We start from the raw sequence: 16107 nt of genomic DNA, 5'->3' as shown, positions 1-16107 counted from the left end.
GCTCTTAGTTTAAGCCTTTGATTTGGCTCTGGCGCGTTCGAAGCTACTGCGAACTGCTCGAAGCACAATTGAGGCGGCGATTGAAGTTAGCAGCACGTAGGTGATGGTTAGTGCTTGTAACTGACTACCAAAGCTAGTCGATGCAGCAAGACCTGCTATGACAATTGAGAACTCACCGCGCGGAATCAGGAACGCCCCAGCTCTTTTCCAAGCTGAACCATCAGACATGTCTTTTGCGATGTTCCAACCCACATACATCTTTCCAGCAATACCCAAAACCGCTAGCAGAAGTGCAAGCGGCAATACCGGCAACATTTCCACGGGTGAAACACTTAGACCAAAGAACAAAAAGAAAATTGCTGCAAAAAGATCTCGCAGTGGAGAAAGCCTAAGTCGAACCGCCAAGGCAACCTCTCCCGTCAACGCAAGCCCCACGAGAAAAGCTGCAACGGCAGACGAGAAGCCAACTAACTCAGCTGAGCCGGCAGCCAGCAGCGCAGCACCAAAGACAGTCAGAAGTAGGCCACCTTGGGCTTGGGTATTGAGTATTTTGCCAAGGGCGTTTTCACCTTTGAAAGAAATAATCAGCGCAATTGCGGTGACTAAAAGCGCAAAACTGACCGATAGGAATCCGGCGATTGCTCCTGCACCAGCGACCAAGGTCGTGAGCAGAGGTAAGTAAGGAGCCAGGGTCAAATCTTCAACCACCAGTACCGTGGTGACCCTTCGAGAAACCTCGGAGCGTTGCCAACCAGTTTCCTTCATCATCTGCGAAGCGATTCCCGAAGAGCTCACATAAGTGATTCCACCTAAAACCACGGCGCCCAGTATTCCCCAACCAAGCAACAACCCAATTAGCGCTCCAGGGACCGCATTCAAAGCGAAATCTATTGCTCCAATGGATTTACGTTCCATGAACGCCGAGGCCAGATTTGGACCCGAGTGCTCAAGGCCAAGCATCAGTAGCAGCAGAATTGCACCTAGTTGAGCGCCGGTATCAAGAAATGTTTCACTCAAGTCAAGTGGGTATAGCCCCCCTTTTCCAAGCATGAGGCCGATTACCAAATAAAAAGGCACTACTGAAATCTTTACTCGAACAGCGATGTATGCAGCCACACCTAGTCCTAGGAGCACTAAGCCGATTTCGGCAAGGGCCATACTTTCGACCCATGTCGAATTTGTCGCGGTGAACACCATCCCCATCTCTCGATTATCCCCTAGAAATCAAACGATTAGGCTTGCCGTAACAAACCCTTCATAAACGGAGTATCCATGCCAGGCGAAAACCTCACTCGAAAAGAAGCCCAGGAGCGCGCTTCCCTAATCAAAGTTTCGAGTTACGAGATTCATCTGGATTTGACTAGCGACGATTCCAATTATGGCTCCACCACCAAAGTGAAATTTTCTGCAAGCAAAACTGGTAGCAGTACATTCATTGATGCAATTACCCACTCTGTTCAGAAAGTTGTTCTGAATGGAAGAGAGCTTGACGTTCGTCAGGTTTCCGACGGCGTGCGGATCCAGTTAGACGACTTAGCAGCCGAAAACGAGCTTCTCGTGGAAGCAACGGCAAATTACATGAACACGGGCGAGGGACTACACAGATTTGTTGATCCGGTTGATGGCGAGGTATACCTATATACACAATTCGAAGTTCCAGATTCGCGTCGCGTTTTCGCCGTGTTTGAGCAGCCAGATCTAAAGGCCAATTTCCAGTTCAACGTAACTGCCCCAAGCTATTGGAAGGTGGTTTCTAACCAAACCACACCTACGCCGGTTGCAATAGATGATAAAAAGTCGCTTTGGAAGTTTGAGCCAACGCCAATTATTTCTAGCTATATCACGGCTCTAATTGCGGGACCGTATGTTGAAACCCGCAGTCAGCTCACCAGTTCAAACGGAAGGATCATTCCGCTTGGCGTATTCAGCCGTGCTTCGCTATCGCAATACATGGATGCCGAATACATATTTGAAAAAACCCGCCAGGGTTTTGAGTTTTTCGAGAAGGCGTTTGACTACCCATACCCATTCGAAAAGTATGACCAATTATTTGTTCCGGAATTTAATGCGGGAGCGATGGAAAACGCTGGCGCAGTGACCTTTACAGAGAGCTACGTGTTCCGGTCAAAAGTAACCGATGCCATACGTGAACGCCGAGTGGTAACTATCCTTCACGAACTTGCCCACATGTGGTTTGGTGACCTAGTAACCATGAAGTGGTGGAATGACCTGTGGCTTAACGAGTCTTTCGCAGAGTACGCGTCCACGCTTGCCACCGCAGAAGCAACAGAGTGGCACGGTGCCTGGACCACGTTTACAGCACTGGAAAAATCATGGGCGTACAGGCAAGATCAATTGCCTTCTACACATCCAATTGTTGCCGAGATAAATGATCTTGAAGATGTTCAGGTGAACTTTGATGGAATTACTTATGCCAAGGGCGCATCGGTCCTTAAGCAACTTGTTGCTTGGGTGGGCCAAGAAGAATTTTTATCTGGAGTAGCCAATTACTTCAAGAAGCATGCCTACCAAAACACCCAGCTCAATGACTTGCTGGTGGAGCTCGAGGCAACTTCCGGAAGAGAGCTTCGCAGCTGGTCAAAGCTTTGGCTAGAAACCGCAGGGGTGAACACCCTTCGACCACGCATCGCCACAGATGAATTAGGGGTTATTACTGAATTCTTGGTTGAACAAACTGCAATTGAAGAGCACCCTACGCTTAGACCACACCGCATGGCAATTGGTTTCTACAATTTAGTTGATGAAACGCTGAAGCGGGTTCACCGATTGGAAACCGACATCGATGGCGAAATCACCAAAATTTCTGAACTGGTTGGTCAGCACCTTCCAGATCTAGTGTTGCTAAATGACGACGACCTTGCATATGCCAAGATTCGACTCGATGAAAAGTCATGGGCAACGGCGCTAGACAATCTTTCAAATTTTGAGGATTCACTTGCGCGAACGCTCATTTGGGGAGCCGCCTGGGACGCCACCCGAGACGCCGAAGTATGCCCAAGGGATTTTGTACGGCTGGTACTGAGCAACATTGCTACTGAAACAGAATCAACAACCATGTTGACGTTGCTTCGTCAATTGGTGACGGCCGCTTACCAATTTGTTGCCCCTGTGCATCGTGATCAGATAATCAGCGAGGTGGGATCCGGGCTACTAAGACTTGCCGAGAATGCCCAGCCAGGTTCAGATGCCCAGCTTCAATTCATCAAATTTTTTGCGCTTTTCGCAAATACTCAGGACCTACTCGATGAACTATCAGCAATTCGAAATGGCATCAAGAAGTTAGCTGGCCTAACCATCGATGCCGATCTTGGTTGGGAACTGCTTTCCGGATTGGTCGTGGGTGGCCGCGCTGACGCAGAACAGATTGAAGCGGCGCTCAAGGCAGACAACACTTCCAATGGGCAAAAAGCCGCTGCAGGTGCCCGCGCAATGCTCCCAACTCAAACCGATAAGGCGGTTGCCTGGAAAACCCTAACGGAAACACACGATCTTTCGAACATCCTTGTAGATGCTGCAAGCCTTGGCTTCGTGAGAGTGCTGAATCCTGAGCTACTTGAGCCATTTGTGGACAAATACTTTGAAAATTCGGTTCGCATCTGGAACAGCAATACTTTCAAAATTGCAGAGTATCTAATTGAAAATCTGTATCCGCTTCCCTTGGCAAGTGATTCCCTGGCAGAGAAAACGCGTGAATGGATAGATCACCCAGAAATCGCAGAGATTCCTGCACTTCGCAGAATCTTGGTTGAATCGCTCTCCAGCGTCGAACGAGCCCTTAGGGCCCAACAACGAGACTTGCAAAACTAGGAACATTCGCTAGCAAAAGGTATAACGATGGATTCATACGCAGCTTTTACTAATTGGCTTCAAATGGCTTGGCAGGATTGGTCCACGCTTATTCGAATTTCACTGATCCTGATTGGTGCGATTGTTTTGCGAGCTCTACTGCTGGTCTCTGTGAAGCGGGTTGTAAAGGGCATAGCCTCAGGTGCAAAAAAGAATGGGCAAGCGGGCGCCAAGAGCATCACTGTTGCCATGAATCCAGAACGACTGGTTCTTCGCGCAAAAACACTTGGCTCAGTGCTTAGTAACTTCATCACCTGGAGCATCTACGTAGTCAGCGGAACCATGATTCTGAGCGAACTGGGCGTCGCCGTGGGAGCACTAATCGCCGGAGCCGGAATTTTAGGTGCAGCACTCGGCTTTGGAGCACAGAACATTGTGCGCGATCTATTGTCAGGACTTTTTATTGTCTTCGAGGATCAATACGGCATTGGTGATGCAGTAGATCTGGGTGAAGCAAGTGGAGTCGTTGAAAACGTGGGCCTGCGCATCACTCAGGTTCGAGACTCAAATGGCACGCTTTGGTACGTGCGCAATGGTGAAATCCTAAGGGTTGGAAACTCTTCTCATAAAGGCAGCGAAGGGCAAAAAGAAACCAAAAAGAGAGCGAAGAAATAAGTGTCGAATGAGTTCGAAGACGCCGCCCGTGTCGAAACCATCCGCATCCGCGGCTTGAACGGTGAAGCCGTAGGGGGAAATTTCTACGAACTCGTTGGCGGAAAAGAAACCTTTAGAAAAATCGCGGCGAAATTTTACGAAGGCGTAGCGGCTGATGAGATTTTGCGGCCCATGTACCCAGAGGAAGACCTAGGGCCTGCTGCCGAACGGTTGCAATTATTTCTAGAACAGTACTGGGGCGGTCCAACCACCTACCAAGAACTTCGTGGGCATCCCAGATTAAGAATGCGACACAATCCCTTTAAGATAAACCCCCAAGCTCGTGAGCATTGGCTTATGCACATGCGCTCTGCAGTTGAATCGGTGGGACTGAGCCCCCTGCATCAAGCCGAGATGTGGGCTTACTTTGATCGAGCGGCCACGGCCATGCTTAATAGCTTTGACGAATAGTTAAAACTTTGTTGCCGCTTTAGCCAGTACGTGACCGTGCTCGCTGGACAGTCGAATCCATCCCTCGGCAACGTACAAACCCACCTCTTCATTCTCAGTTAGAAAACCTAAACCCGCTGCGGCAAATGCTGCACCGGTAGGCACCTTGCTCTCAAGGTCAATGCCCCTACCCCAGATCTCTCCACGAATTCTGGCGGCAATTGGCCCGCCCACTGATTCGGGCAGCGAGGCTGCCACTTCGGCAATTCCGTCGCGCGCAATTTGTGTGAGTCGAGATTCATTAATGGTGCCAACCTGCTGCCAACCCTGTCGGGGCGGAGAAATTCCGGCCCACGGTGCTCGCTGAGTTTCGAGCAATTGGATCTTGAATTCTGCGGTTTCGTCACCTTGACCAACCAACCGGGCAAGTCGCTCTTGAACGGCACCGATAGGCACCAGCACATCAACTTCTGCCGGTTCGGCAAGCTCGCAAGTGCGCAGCCCCAGCACGGTAGGTCCTGAATCCATAAGGTTTCCCGAGTAAATAGGTGCGACGTATGCCGCTAATACCGAGCCAAATGCCCTCAGGCGCACCAGGCCATCTGGATCAAGTCTTTTTGCTCTGGACAAATACGCTTGCAGATCCACCGCAGTATGTTCATCGGCTAGTGAGAATGGGTTAATCATGACCTGTCTAAACTAGCCTGTGTAGAGCGATGTTGCCCTAAAGAATTGAGCAAAATCTTGAATCCTAAGATTCCTGTGGATCCGCTAGCAGAAATGATCAGCACCTTGGATCTAGAAAAACTCGATGACCCGAGCTCCAAAGAGGATGTCTTTCTAGGGCCAAGTCAATGGATGCCGCACGGAAGAGTCTTTGGCGGTCAGGTTTTGGCTCAGAGTCTTGTAGCTGCAACTCGAACAATTGAAAATCGCAAAGTTCATTCAATGCACGGATACTTTCTTCGTCCGGGTGACATAAATCTGCCAATTAAATTCTCAGTGGACAGGCTTCGAGACGGCCGGTCTTTTAGCACTCGCCGCGTGCAGGCCTTTCAAAAAGATGAAGCGATTTTCTCAATGATCGCTTCATTCCAGGTACATGATCCGGGGCTGGAACATCAAGACGATTTCCCCACGGATGTTCCCGACCCGGAATCCCTGCCCAGTGCCGCTGATGTGATGGGAGACAATCCTCACCCGGTTGCGCAATATTGGTCCAAAGCAAGACCCTTTGACATGCGTCACGTAGGTTCGCCAATCTACTTCAAAGTAGAAGGCAAGCCGGTTGCCCATCAAGCCGTTTGGTTGAAAGCCTTGGGTGACTTACCAGATCAGCCAGAACTCCACACTGCAGCACTGGCCTATGCCAGCGATTATTCAATTCTCGAAAGCATCTACCGAAGGCATGGAATCGCTTGGTCACACCCCGGTCTAAAGTCGGCGAGCCTCGATCACGCCATGTGGTTTCATCGGCCTGCAAGAGTTGATCAATGGATGCTCTATGTACAAGAGTCCCCTAGTGCTCAAGGTGGTCGAGGTTTGGCTTTAGGAAAAATATTCAATGGCCGCGGCGAACTTATTGCAACAGTCGCACAAGAGGGAATGGTTCGCATTCCAGAACTGGCAAAATAGAAAAATGATCAGCAGAGAAAAACTTGCAAAACTAAACGAGCGCGAGCAGCAAACTTTTTATGCGCGCAATCCAAAGTCTCGAGCAGCTTTCGAAAGAGCTGACCACCTTTTCGGCAAAGTTCCAATGACTTGGATGAACAAGAAAGCCGGTGGCTTTCCGATTTACTTAGATCGCGCATCTGGAAACAGAATTTGGGACATCGACGGAAATGAGTACATCGACTTTGCGCTGGGTGACACCGGGGCGATGGCGGGGCACTCTGCTCCAGCAGTCGTCGAGGCAATCACCCATCGAGTCAAGGACCTTGGTGGCCTCACCACAATGTTGCCAACCGAAGACGCGGAATGGGTTGCCAAGAATCTGACCGAGCGTTTTGGTATGGCCAAGTGGAGTTTCTCGCTAACCGCGACGGACGCGAACCGATGGGCAATCAGATTGGTTCGAGCAATCACAGGAAAACCAAAAATCCTATTCAACGCCTACTGCTACCACGGCTCAGTCGATGAGGCGCTAATTGTGGTTGGCCCGGACGGTGAGGGAATGAGTCGCCCAGGTAACGTTGGCTCACCGGTTGACGTCACGCAAACCTCCAGAGTTGCGGAATTTAACGACCTTCAAGGTCTGGAACGCCAGCTGAAGAATGGGGACGTTGCGGCGGTCCTCATGGAACCCGCACTTACCAACATCGGTATCGTACTTCCAGAGCCGGGCTATCTTGAAGGAGTTAGAGAGCTAACTCGAAAATATGACGCTCTGCTGATTATTGACGAGACACATACATTTTCTGCAGGCTACGGCGGTATGACGATGCGCGATCATCTTGAGCCGGACGTTTTTGTGATTGGTAAAGCAATAGCCGGCGGAATTCCAACTGGCACCTACGGACTCAGTGCACATCTCGCTGAAAAAATTCTTAGCCGCACAGATTTGGATTTGGTGGACATGGGTGGAGTCGGCGGAACTTTGGCTGGAAATCCCCTTCAGGTTGCGGCCATGCGCGCGACGCTAGAAAAGATTCTCACCCAAGAAAACTTCAAGTACATGATTGATTTGGCAACAGTGTTTACGGACGGAGTGAACGAGCTCTTCGAAAAATACAACTTGCCATGGTCAATCAACCAACTTGGCGCACGAGCTGAGTATCGTTTTGCAAAACCATACCCAAAGACCGGCACCGATGCATTCCACGCGGCAGATCCTGAGCTAGAAGATTACCTTCACGTTTACCTTGCCAACCGCGGCATCATGCTGACACCGTTCCACAACATGGCGCTGATGTGCCCAACCACGACTCTCGCGGATGTTGAAAAACATCATGAGGTGTTTGAGGCAGCAATTAAGGAATTAGTCGCGGGTTAACCTGCGGTAGGTTGACCGGTGCGGCTTTGCTGCATCTGGGCCAAGACGCGCAATCTTGTTTTCCTCGTAGGCCTCAAAGTTTCCCTCGAACCAATACCAGTGGTCTGGATTGTCGTCGCTGCCCTCATAGGCCAAGATGTGTGAGGCAACTCGGTCTAGGAACCAACGATCGTGCGTGATGACCACGGCGCAGCCCGGAAACTCCAGCAATGCGTTCTCTAGAGATCCCAGGGTTTCAACGTCCAAGTCATTCGTTGGCTCATCTAGAAGCAAAAGGTTGCCGCCCTCTTTGAGGGTTAGGGCCAGGTTCAAGCGGTTTCGTTCACCGCCGGAGAGAACTCCGGCTGGCTTCTGCTGATCTGGACCTTTGAAACCAAATGCTGCCACGTATGCCCGCGATGGCATCTCTTGATTGCCAACCTGAATGAAATCCAGTCCCCCTGAAACCACTTCCCACAGTGATTTGTTTGGGTCAATTCCTCCGCGCGACTGATCAACGTATGAAATCTTTACGGTTTCACCAATTTTCAGCTCACCACCGTCAAGCTTTTCTAAACCAACGATCGTTTTGAACAAAGTTGACTTACCAACACCGTTTGGACCAATCACGCCGACGATGCCGTTTCGAGGAAGGCTGAAAGACAAGTCACTTATCAACGAACGCCCATCAAAACCTTTTTGAATGTTCTTAGCCTCAATAACGATGTCACCCAATCGAGGCCCCATCGGAATTTGAATTTCTTCAAAGTCAAGTTTTCTGGTGCGATCCGCCTCTGCCGCCATTTCTTCGTAGCGTGCAAGACGCGCCTTTGACTTGGTCTGACGAGCTTTAGAAGATGAACGAACCCAATCCAATTCTTCGCTCAGGCGTTTTGCCAGCTTTGCATCCTTCTTGCCAGCAACCTCAAGACGCTCGCGCTTCTTCTCTAGATAGGTAGAGTAATTTCCCTCGTAAGGGTAGGCGCGCCCACGGTCAAGCTCAAGAATCCATTCGGCCACGTTGTCTAGGAAGTATCGGTCGTGCGTAACAGCCAACACCGCACCCGGGTACTTGGCAAGGTGCTGCTCCAGCCACAAAACGGATTCAGCATCTAGGTGGTTAGTCGGCTCGTCAAGTAAGAGTAGGTCAGGTTTTTCTAGCAACAACTTGCAGAGTGCAACCCGTCGGCGCTCACCACCAGAAAGTGCGGTCACTGGCGAGTCGCTGGGCGGACAGCGGAGAGCGTCCATGGCTTGCTCTAGCTGAGAATCTAAGTCCCAGGCGTCCAAGTGATCGATTTGCTCCTGCAGTGTTCCCATCTCAGCAAGAAGGGTGTCAAAATCTGCATCTGGCTCAGACATGAGCGCAGATATTTCGTTGAACCGATCCAGCTTGGCCTTGGTGTCTTTCACAGCAAGTTCTACGTTTCCCAGAACGGTTAGCGATTCATCGAGCGGTGGCTCTTGCATCAAAATTCCAACGGTGTACTCGGGACTGAGGCGTGCTTCACCATTCGAAGGTGTGTCCAAGCCAGCCATGATTTTTAGAACCGTAGACTTTCCCGCTCCGTTAGGGCCAACCACACCGATTTTTGCTCCAGGGATGAATGCCAAAGTTACGTCGTCAAGAATTACCTTGTCACCGTGCGCCTTGCGCGCCTTGATCATCTGATAGATGAATTCAGCCATGGAATTAGATCACTTTCGATATAAAAGCATCAGCCTCGAAAACGTGAGAATGGCACCCTCTAACGCTTGGCTTGCTATGGGTATCAGTTTACCCGACCAATTAGCCCGTCTTTTGGGGCTGTAAATGCAAGCAATGCGAAGAGGGTGCCGGACCTCCGTGAAGAGGTTTAGAGCTAGGCCACTGGCAACGAGGGGACGACCGGCGGCCCAGCAGTTTGGGAAATTATTTCTTTTTTGCGCTAACCAAATCGTGTTCTAGATCACCTGGTTCATCCGGATCTTGATCTGGATCCGCTTCACGGACCAAGACTGTTCGGGTGAAAACGGAACTGCCCCAGGTTAGGTCGTGACCAAGTGAATCAGCCTCTACCTCTACCGAGGTGCCTGCACGTTCACCATTGTCCCAATCGCGAACCCGCAGCTTTCCGGCTACTACCAAGCGATCCCCTTTATTGATTGACCCGGCCGAGTTGATGGCCAACTGCCTAAATGCGGTCACGGTGAACCAGTTAGTTTCGCCGTCAATCCACTTGTTCTGAGTTCGATCAAATCGTCGCTGTGAAGACGCCAAACGAAATGAGGTGATTGGAAGACCATCTTGAGTCACTAAGTGGCGCGGGGTTGTGGCCACTAAACCGGTGACCGAAAGTGTTTCTGACAATTTTTGCCCTTCTCGAAACTTGAAGCCACGAAATGTGGCGTGTTTCGATTCTGGCCAGCCTTATAAATCCGGAGCGAGAAAAGGATAAAATTGTGGATAACTCTGTGGTTATCCAAAAGCGCGATTAGTCGCGAATGTAATCCAGGAATGCCTTACGTGTCTTGAGCATTTTTGGTGCCACAACCGCGTTGCAATATCCCTGATTTGGGTTTTTGGCAAAGAAGTCTTGGTGATACTCCTCGCCCACCCAAAATTCTTCCGCGGGGTTCAACTCGGTTACTACACCGTCACCCCATATTGTTTTGGCTTTTTCAATAGCCGCAGCGAAGATCTCGCGCTGAGCCTCATCGGTGTAAAACATCGCAGAGCGATATTGAGTGCCAATGTCGTTCCCTTGGCGATTCAATTGGGTTGGGTCATGAAGAGTGAAGAAAATGTCAAGAATGATCTCTGCGGGAATCACAGTTTCGTCAAAAATAACCTCGGCGATTTCGGCGTGCCCGGTAGTGCCGGAGCAAACCGCTTCATAGCTTGGGTTATCCAACTGGCCACCCATGTAGCCAACGACAACATCGGATACGCCCTTGAACTGCATGAACGAACTGTCGAGGCACCAAAAGCAGCCCCCGGCCAAGAAAAAACTCATCATTTAACTAGCCTAGGCTTGTAATTCAAGATCACAAACACACGAGGTAAAAATGGCCACCATAGAATTAGGCGCAGCTAACTTTGGCGACACCGTAGTGAACGAAGGAATCACAATCGTTGATTTCTGGGCAGGCTGGTGTGGCCCATGCATGCAATTTGCCCCCGTTTACGAGGCTGCTTCAGAGAAACACACCGATATTCGCTTTGGCAAAGTTGACACCGAAGCCGAAACGCAACTTGCTGGAGAAGCTGGTATTACCTCGATTCCAACCCTGATGGTATTTCGCGATGGCGTACTTTTATTCAATCAAGCCGGCGCACTTCCAGCCCCTGCACTCGAAGAACTAATTCAAGCCGTACGTGATTTAGATATGGATGAAATAAAAAAGGAAATTGAATCCATGGGCGGAGAATTCGGTGACGTCTCTGATCCCCAGGCATAGGACTTAGGGGAATTCCGTGGCAAAAATTCAAAACAATTCAATGGCAATGGTGGCTACCGTCGCATTGGTTGGAGTGTTTGCATCAATCATTGGACTTTTTGACCCAAGCACCTGCGTTGATGTCCAAACCGAAGGCTGGACTTCATGTGAATCAATCGCTCGTGATCGTCAAATCGGATCCTGGGTTTTACTGTCGCTTTCGCTCTTAGGTTTTGGGGTCTCGTTCGTCCGCAGAAAAAAAAACGCAAGTAGGATTTTTTAAATGCTTGAAGTCAATGAAGACTCTATAAAGTTGCGCGAAGAAGTATTCGCCTACGCAAGAAAAAGGCTGGAATACGATCCCGCACCGCTTGATGGCCCACAATCCCCCAGCTGGTTGCGTGAAAAAGCTGGAATCACTATTTCCGAGCAGGGCTTGGGTGGGTCCCAGGCCTTAGAAATATTCAGTGAGATTTTAGCGCCGGCAACAATTTCCACGGATCACCCCAACTACCTTTCGTTTATTCCCTCAGCCCCAACTGAGGCATCAAAGCTTTTTGATTTGATTGTTTCAGCGTCAGCTATTTACGGTGGCTCATGGATGGAGGGAGCCGGTGCTGTATTCGCCGAAAACGAGGTTCTTTCCTGGTTCGCTCAGGAAGCAGGTCTGCCAAAGTCTGCTGGTGGAGTCTTTGTTCAAGGTGGAACCTTAGGAAACCTGAGTGCACTCGTTGCAGCGCGCAACTCGGCTAGCCAGCGTTTGGTTGAATCAGGAAAAGAGCTGCCAAGTAAATGGAAGTTCATTTGTTCAGCGGAAGCACACTCATCTCTTAAGTCGGCGGCGGCCGTAATGGATGTCGAAATAATTAAGGCCAATGTTGATGAGACTGGGCACCTAACCGGCGCCTCAGTCTCCCAAGCACTAGCGGCTGCCGGGGATGGCGTCTTTGCGATAGTTGCAACCGCAGGAACAACCAATTTTGGAATCGTTGACAGGATTGACGAAATTGCACAGGTGGCCAACGAAAACCAAATCTGGTTTCACGTTGATGGTGCCTACGGTCTCGCGGGCATCCTGTCGCCCGATAGTAAGCACTTGTTTATTGGCGTTGAGAAAGCAGACAGCCTCATCGTTGATCCGCACAAGTGGCTATTTGCCCCTTTTGACGCCTGTGCTTTGATCTATCGCAATCCAGAGCTAGCAAGACAAGCCCACACCCAGCACGGCGAATACCTTGAAACCCTGACCGAATCGGGTGACTGGAATCCCTCGGACTATGCCTACAACCTGACCAGACGCCCACGAGGGCTTCCCCTGTGGTTCTCGCTAGCGACTCATGGAGTTGCCGCGTACCGCGAGGGAGTTAAGAAAAATATTTCCCTTGCAAAAGAAATCGCCGATGTAATTCGATCCCGACCAGATCTGGAATTAGTGCGTGAGCCCGAATTATCGGTCGTGGTTTTCACCAAGGCTGACTGGTCACTTAGAGATTACGACGCGTGGTCCAACAAACTATTGGCACGCGGTCAGGCATTCGTAGTTCCCAGCTCGCACAAGGGAAAGCCGAACGCACGATTTGCTATCGTGAATCCACGCACCCAACTAAAGGCGCTAATTGAAATTCTCGACAGCATGGATGAAGAAGGTTAGATCGTGAAAGTAACCGTTGCACCAGCACCTGCAGCACTCTCAAGAGTAAAAGTTTCTAATCGCAAGCCGATTCGAGTCGCGTTAGTGCAAACCAAATGGCACGCAAATTTAGCTGAGCACCTTGCCAAACTGAACGAAGGAATTCGTTTGGCAGCAGAAAACGGCGCACAGATAGTTTTTCTACAGGAACTTACGCTTAGCCGTTACCCAGCTGACGAAAAGCCCTCGGGAACTCCCAACGCAATTGCAGAAAAGTTAGAGGGTGGACCAACTCATGCTTTTGCGGCAGCAGCAGCTAGAGCCAACAATGTTTACGTGCACGCGTCGCTTTATGAGTATCAGGACTTTGAAGATGGTCGAGCCTTAAACACCGCGATTATCGTTGACCCCCAGGGCGCAATTGTGGCTCGCACACCAAAATTACACATCCCAGTTACTGCTGGCTACTACGAGGACAAATACTTTGCCCCCGGCCCTGCTGACGCAGATCCTTATCCGGTTTACGATCTTGAATTCAACGACGAAGATGCCAAATTTGGTTTACCCACTTGCTGGGACGAGTGGTTTCCAGAGGTAGCCAGAAACTACAGTTTGCGCGGAGCCGAAATTTTGGTTTATCCAACCGCAATTGGATCAGAACCGGACCACCCAGATTTTGACACTGAACCACTTTGGCGTCAGGTAATCATTGGCCACGCAATTGCAAACGGAACCTTCATGGTTGTCCCAAACCGATACGGTAACGAAGGGGCGCTGAACTTTTACGGCAGCAGTTTCATCTGCGATCCATACGGACGAATACTTGCCCGCGCTGCTCGTGAAGGCGACGAAGTGCTTGTTGCTGAGTTGGATCTGGACCAACGCCGCGACTGGTTAGACCTTTTTCCTTTTCTTGCTACACGCCGCCCAGACACCTACGGCAAACTGATTGAACCAGTTGTCAACCCTAGATCAGATAATGGTGACGGCGTAGACGGCGGCATTGCCGGAGTCAGCTACTAAATGGCAACTCCAACTTGGTTTATGCCCGCCGAGTGGGAGCAGCACGAGCTCACCTGGATGGCTTGGCCATCATCTGGGTACACGCTTGGCGAAGCGGAATCAGATTGGCATGAAGCAAGAGAAACCTGGGCGGCGGTCGCAAACGCAATTATCGAATTCGAACCAGTAGTGATGCTTTGTGAGCAAGATGCAATTGCAATAGCAAAGGCATACTTGGACGAACGAGTGGAAATAATGCCCGCTCCACTGAACGACGCGTGGATGAGAGACATTGGACCAACCTTTGTAAAGAATGCTGCGGGTGAAATTGCCGGGGTTAATTGGATTTTCAACGGTTGGGGTGCCCAAGAATGGGCACAGTGGGACAAAGATTCCCAGGTTGCCAGATTAATTACTGAGCGCGCCGGAAAAATCAGAATTGATTCCAAACTGATCAACGAGGGTGGCGGCATTCACGTAAACGGTGCCGGTGCCGTGCTACTCACTGAAACCGTGCAACTCGGTGAAGGCCGAAACTCAACATGGTCACGCGCTGGAGTTGAGGCCGAGATTCACCAGCAACTCGGCACCAGTGAAGCAATTTGGATTCGTCGAGGATTGACCAGAGATTATGACGAATTTGGAACCCGCGGTCACATAGACATCGTCGCCTGCTTTGCATCCCCAACCAAAATTCTTTTTCACAATCAAGAGAATCCAGCACACCCAGATTTTTCGGTGAGCCACGAGGTGAAGCGAACGCTCGAGGAGCACGGCGGATTCGAACTGGTTCCTGTTGCCGCTCCAACAATATTGCGTGATGATGAGGGTTTTGTAGATTACAGCTATATCAACCATTACCTGGTAAACGGTGGAGTTATCCTCTGCGGGTTTAACGACGCCAATGATCAACGTGCCGTGGACACCCTTCAAAAGGTTTATCCGGATCGAAAAATAGTTTTGGTTAATGCCACGGCGTTATTTGCTCGTGGCGGTGGCATTCATTGCATCACTCAACAGCAGCCAGCTTAATTAAAGACTTGAACCGGCTAAGCGATAGCCTCGTGTAGGTCCTGGAATGGCAATTCTGGGAACGCGTGTAGCACTCCCGAGTAAGTTACCTTTCCGTCGTGCACGTTCAATCCCTTGGCCAGTGATTCGTCGGCCGCTAATGCAGCTTTCCAACCCTTGTCCGCAAGAGCGATTACATAGGGCAAAGTTGCGTTGGTTAGCGCTCTTGTTGAAGTCGCAGGTACAGCACCAGGCATGTTCGCAACGCAGTAGTAAATGCTGTTGTGAACCATGTAAGTAGGGTCATCGTGTGTTGTTGCTCGGGAGTTCTCAAAACAACCTCCCTGGTCAATGGCAATGTCCACCAACACCGATCCTGGTTTCATGTTTTTGACCATTTCGTCGGTAACTAGTTTTGGTGCCTTTTCACCTGGAATTAGCACCGACCCAATCACCAGGTCTGCGTCCTTCAATTGCTCAGCAATTTCAAGAGCGGTCGAAACTCGAGTACGAACGTGTCCACCAAAGCGAGCGTCTAATTCGCGAAGCTTTGGTAGCGAAATATCAATGACCGTTACCTCGGCCTGCATGCCAAGTGCCATCGTTGCCGCGTGTTCGCCGGCAACTCCTCCACCAATCACCACAACTTTGGCTTTAGGTGCTCCCGGTACGCCGCCCATTAGCACGCCGCGGCCGCCCTCGTTCTTCATGAGTTGGTAGGCGCCAATCTGAGCCGATAGCCTTCCGGCCACTTCACTCATCGGCTGCAGTAGCGGAAGCGCGCGATTGGGCAACTGCACTGTCTCATAAGCAATTGCAGTGGTACCCGCAGCAATAAGTGCATCTGTGCACTCTCTTGATGCGGCAAGGTGCAGGTAAGTAAATAGAACTTGATCGCGACGCATCAGTTCGTATTCCGCTTTGATTGGCTCCTTGACTTTGAGCAACAAGTCTCCGGCGGCCCAAACTTCAGCGGCGGTGGCAAGCATCTTGGCACCCTGGGCTACGTAATCAGCATCCTCGAAGCCGGAGCCAAGACCAGCACCAACCTGAATGAATACCTCATGCCCTCGGCGAACCAGTTCGTGAACTCCTGCCGGGGTAATGGCTACTCGGTTTTCGTTGTTCTTAATTTCAGTTGGGATACCTACGCGCATGA

Annotated in this window: 16 protein-coding genes; 10 read left to right on the top strand and 6 right to left on the bottom strand. The window is 50.4% G+C overall.

What is annotated here, in order from left to right:
• Positions 1-9: 9 nt before the first annotated feature.
• Complete coding sequence (locus RHOLA_RS02840; protein WP_158384491.1) at positions 10-1116, bottom strand: cation:proton antiporter; 1107 nt, start codon at positions 1114-1116, stop codon at positions 10-12.
• Between the two features lie 156 nt (positions 1117-1272).
• Between RHOLA_RS02840 and pepN the strand changes: the two genes are divergently transcribed.
• The 3 genes from pepN to RHOLA_RS02825 are packed head-to-tail and all read left to right on the top strand — an operon-like array spanning position 1273 to position 4932.
• Entirely contained in the window at positions 1273-3828 is a 2556-nt protein-coding gene (pepN, locus tag RHOLA_RS02835; protein WP_038502212.1) for an aminopeptidase N, read from the top strand.
• Positions 3829-3855: 27 nt separating this feature from the next.
• Positions 3856-4482 carry a mechanosensitive ion channel family protein gene (locus tag RHOLA_RS02830; RefSeq protein WP_051636226.1) on the top strand — a complete coding sequence of 209 codons (627 nt, stop codon included), beginning with the start codon at positions 3856-3858 and terminating at the stop codon, positions 4480-4482.
• A gap of 54 nt (positions 4483-4536) precedes the next feature.
• On the top strand, positions 4537-4932 hold the full coding sequence (locus tag RHOLA_RS02825) for a globin (protein ID WP_038503832.1): 396 nt from the start codon (positions 4537-4539) through the stop codon (positions 4930-4932).
• Here the strand turns inward: RHOLA_RS02825 and RHOLA_RS02820 are convergent, their stop codons facing one another.
• The gene (locus RHOLA_RS02820) at positions 4933-5598 is read right to left on the bottom strand and encodes a DUF8185 domain-containing protein (RefSeq protein ID WP_038502211.1); all 666 of its coding nucleotides are present in this window, start codon (positions 5596-5598) and stop codon (positions 4933-4935) included.
• 93 nt (positions 5599-5691) lie between these two features.
• Here RHOLA_RS02820 and RHOLA_RS02815 point away from each other — a divergent pair, with 93 nt between their 5' ends.
• On the top strand, positions 5692-6546 hold the full coding sequence (locus tag RHOLA_RS02815; protein ID WP_038503828.1) for an acyl-CoA thioesterase: 855 nt from the start codon (positions 5692-5694) through the stop codon (positions 6544-6546).
• Positions 6547-6550: 4 nt separating this feature from the next.
• The gene (locus RHOLA_RS02810) at positions 6551-7906 is read left to right on the top strand and encodes a transaminase (protein ID WP_038502209.1); all 1356 of its coding nucleotides are present in this window, start codon (positions 6551-6553) and stop codon (positions 7904-7906) included.
• Here the strand turns inward: RHOLA_RS02810 and ettA are convergent.
• From ettA to msrA, 3 genes are all read right to left on the bottom strand, one after another.
• The gene (gene ettA, locus RHOLA_RS02805; RefSeq protein ID WP_038502207.1) at positions 7892-9574 is read right to left on the bottom strand and encodes an energy-dependent translational throttle protein EttA; all 1683 of its coding nucleotides are present in this window, start codon (positions 9572-9574) and stop codon (positions 7892-7894) included. The two genes, RHOLA_RS02810 and ettA, sit on opposite strands and share 15 nt — an antisense overlap.
• Positions 9575-9797: 223 nt before the next feature.
• Positions 9798-10235, bottom strand: coding sequence for a single-stranded DNA-binding protein (locus RHOLA_RS02800; RefSeq protein ID WP_051636225.1), 438 nt, complete (start codon positions 10233-10235; stop codon positions 9798-9800).
• Positions 10236-10359: 124 nt separating this feature from the next.
• Complete coding sequence (gene msrA, locus RHOLA_RS02795) at positions 10360-10884, bottom strand: peptide-methionine (S)-S-oxide reductase MsrA (RefSeq protein WP_038502206.1); 525 nt, start codon at positions 10882-10884, stop codon at positions 10360-10362.
• A 49-nt stretch (positions 10885-10933) separates the two neighbouring features.
• Here msrA and RHOLA_RS02790 point away from each other — a divergent pair, with 49 nt between their 5' ends.
• The 5 genes from RHOLA_RS02790 to RHOLA_RS02770 are packed head-to-tail and all read left to right on the top strand — an operon-like array spanning position 10934 to position 14969.
• Positions 10934-11326 carry a thioredoxin family protein gene (locus RHOLA_RS02790; protein ID WP_038502204.1) on the top strand — a complete coding sequence of 131 codons (393 nt, stop codon included), beginning with the start codon at positions 10934-10936 and terminating at the stop codon, positions 11324-11326.
• Between the two features lie 16 nt (positions 11327-11342).
• On the top strand, positions 11343-11588 hold the full coding sequence (locus RHOLA_RS02785; RefSeq protein ID WP_038502203.1) for a hypothetical protein: 246 nt from the start codon (positions 11343-11345) through the stop codon (positions 11586-11588).
• Positions 11589-12956, top strand: a complete 1368-nt coding sequence (locus RHOLA_RS02780) for a pyridoxal phosphate-dependent decarboxylase family protein (RefSeq protein WP_038502201.1) — start codon at positions 11589-11591, stop codon at positions 12954-12956. It begins immediately after the preceding gene.
• Entirely contained in the window at positions 12957-13958 is a 1002-nt protein-coding gene (locus tag RHOLA_RS02775) for a nitrilase-related carbon-nitrogen hydrolase (protein WP_051636224.1), read from the top strand.
• On the top strand, positions 13959-14969 hold the full coding sequence (locus RHOLA_RS02770; RefSeq protein WP_038502200.1) for an agmatine deiminase family protein: 1011 nt from the start codon (positions 13959-13961) through the stop codon (positions 14967-14969).
• Between the two features lie 17 nt (positions 14970-14986).
• Here the strand turns inward: RHOLA_RS02770 and ald are convergent, their stop codons facing one another.
• Positions 14987-16105 carry an alanine dehydrogenase gene (ald, locus tag RHOLA_RS02765; protein ID WP_038502198.1) on the bottom strand — a complete coding sequence of 373 codons (1119 nt, stop codon included), beginning with the start codon at positions 16103-16105 and terminating at the stop codon, positions 14987-14989.
• Between the last annotated feature and the right edge of the window lie 2 nt (positions 16106-16107).

This window comes from Rhodoluna lacicola (genome assembly GCF_000699505.1).
Taxonomy (GTDB): domain Bacteria; phylum Actinomycetota; class Actinomycetes; order Actinomycetales; family Microbacteriaceae; genus Rhodoluna; species Rhodoluna lacicola.
Note: the sequence above shows the minus strand (reverse complement) of the source record. Positions and strands in the feature narration are given on the sequence as shown.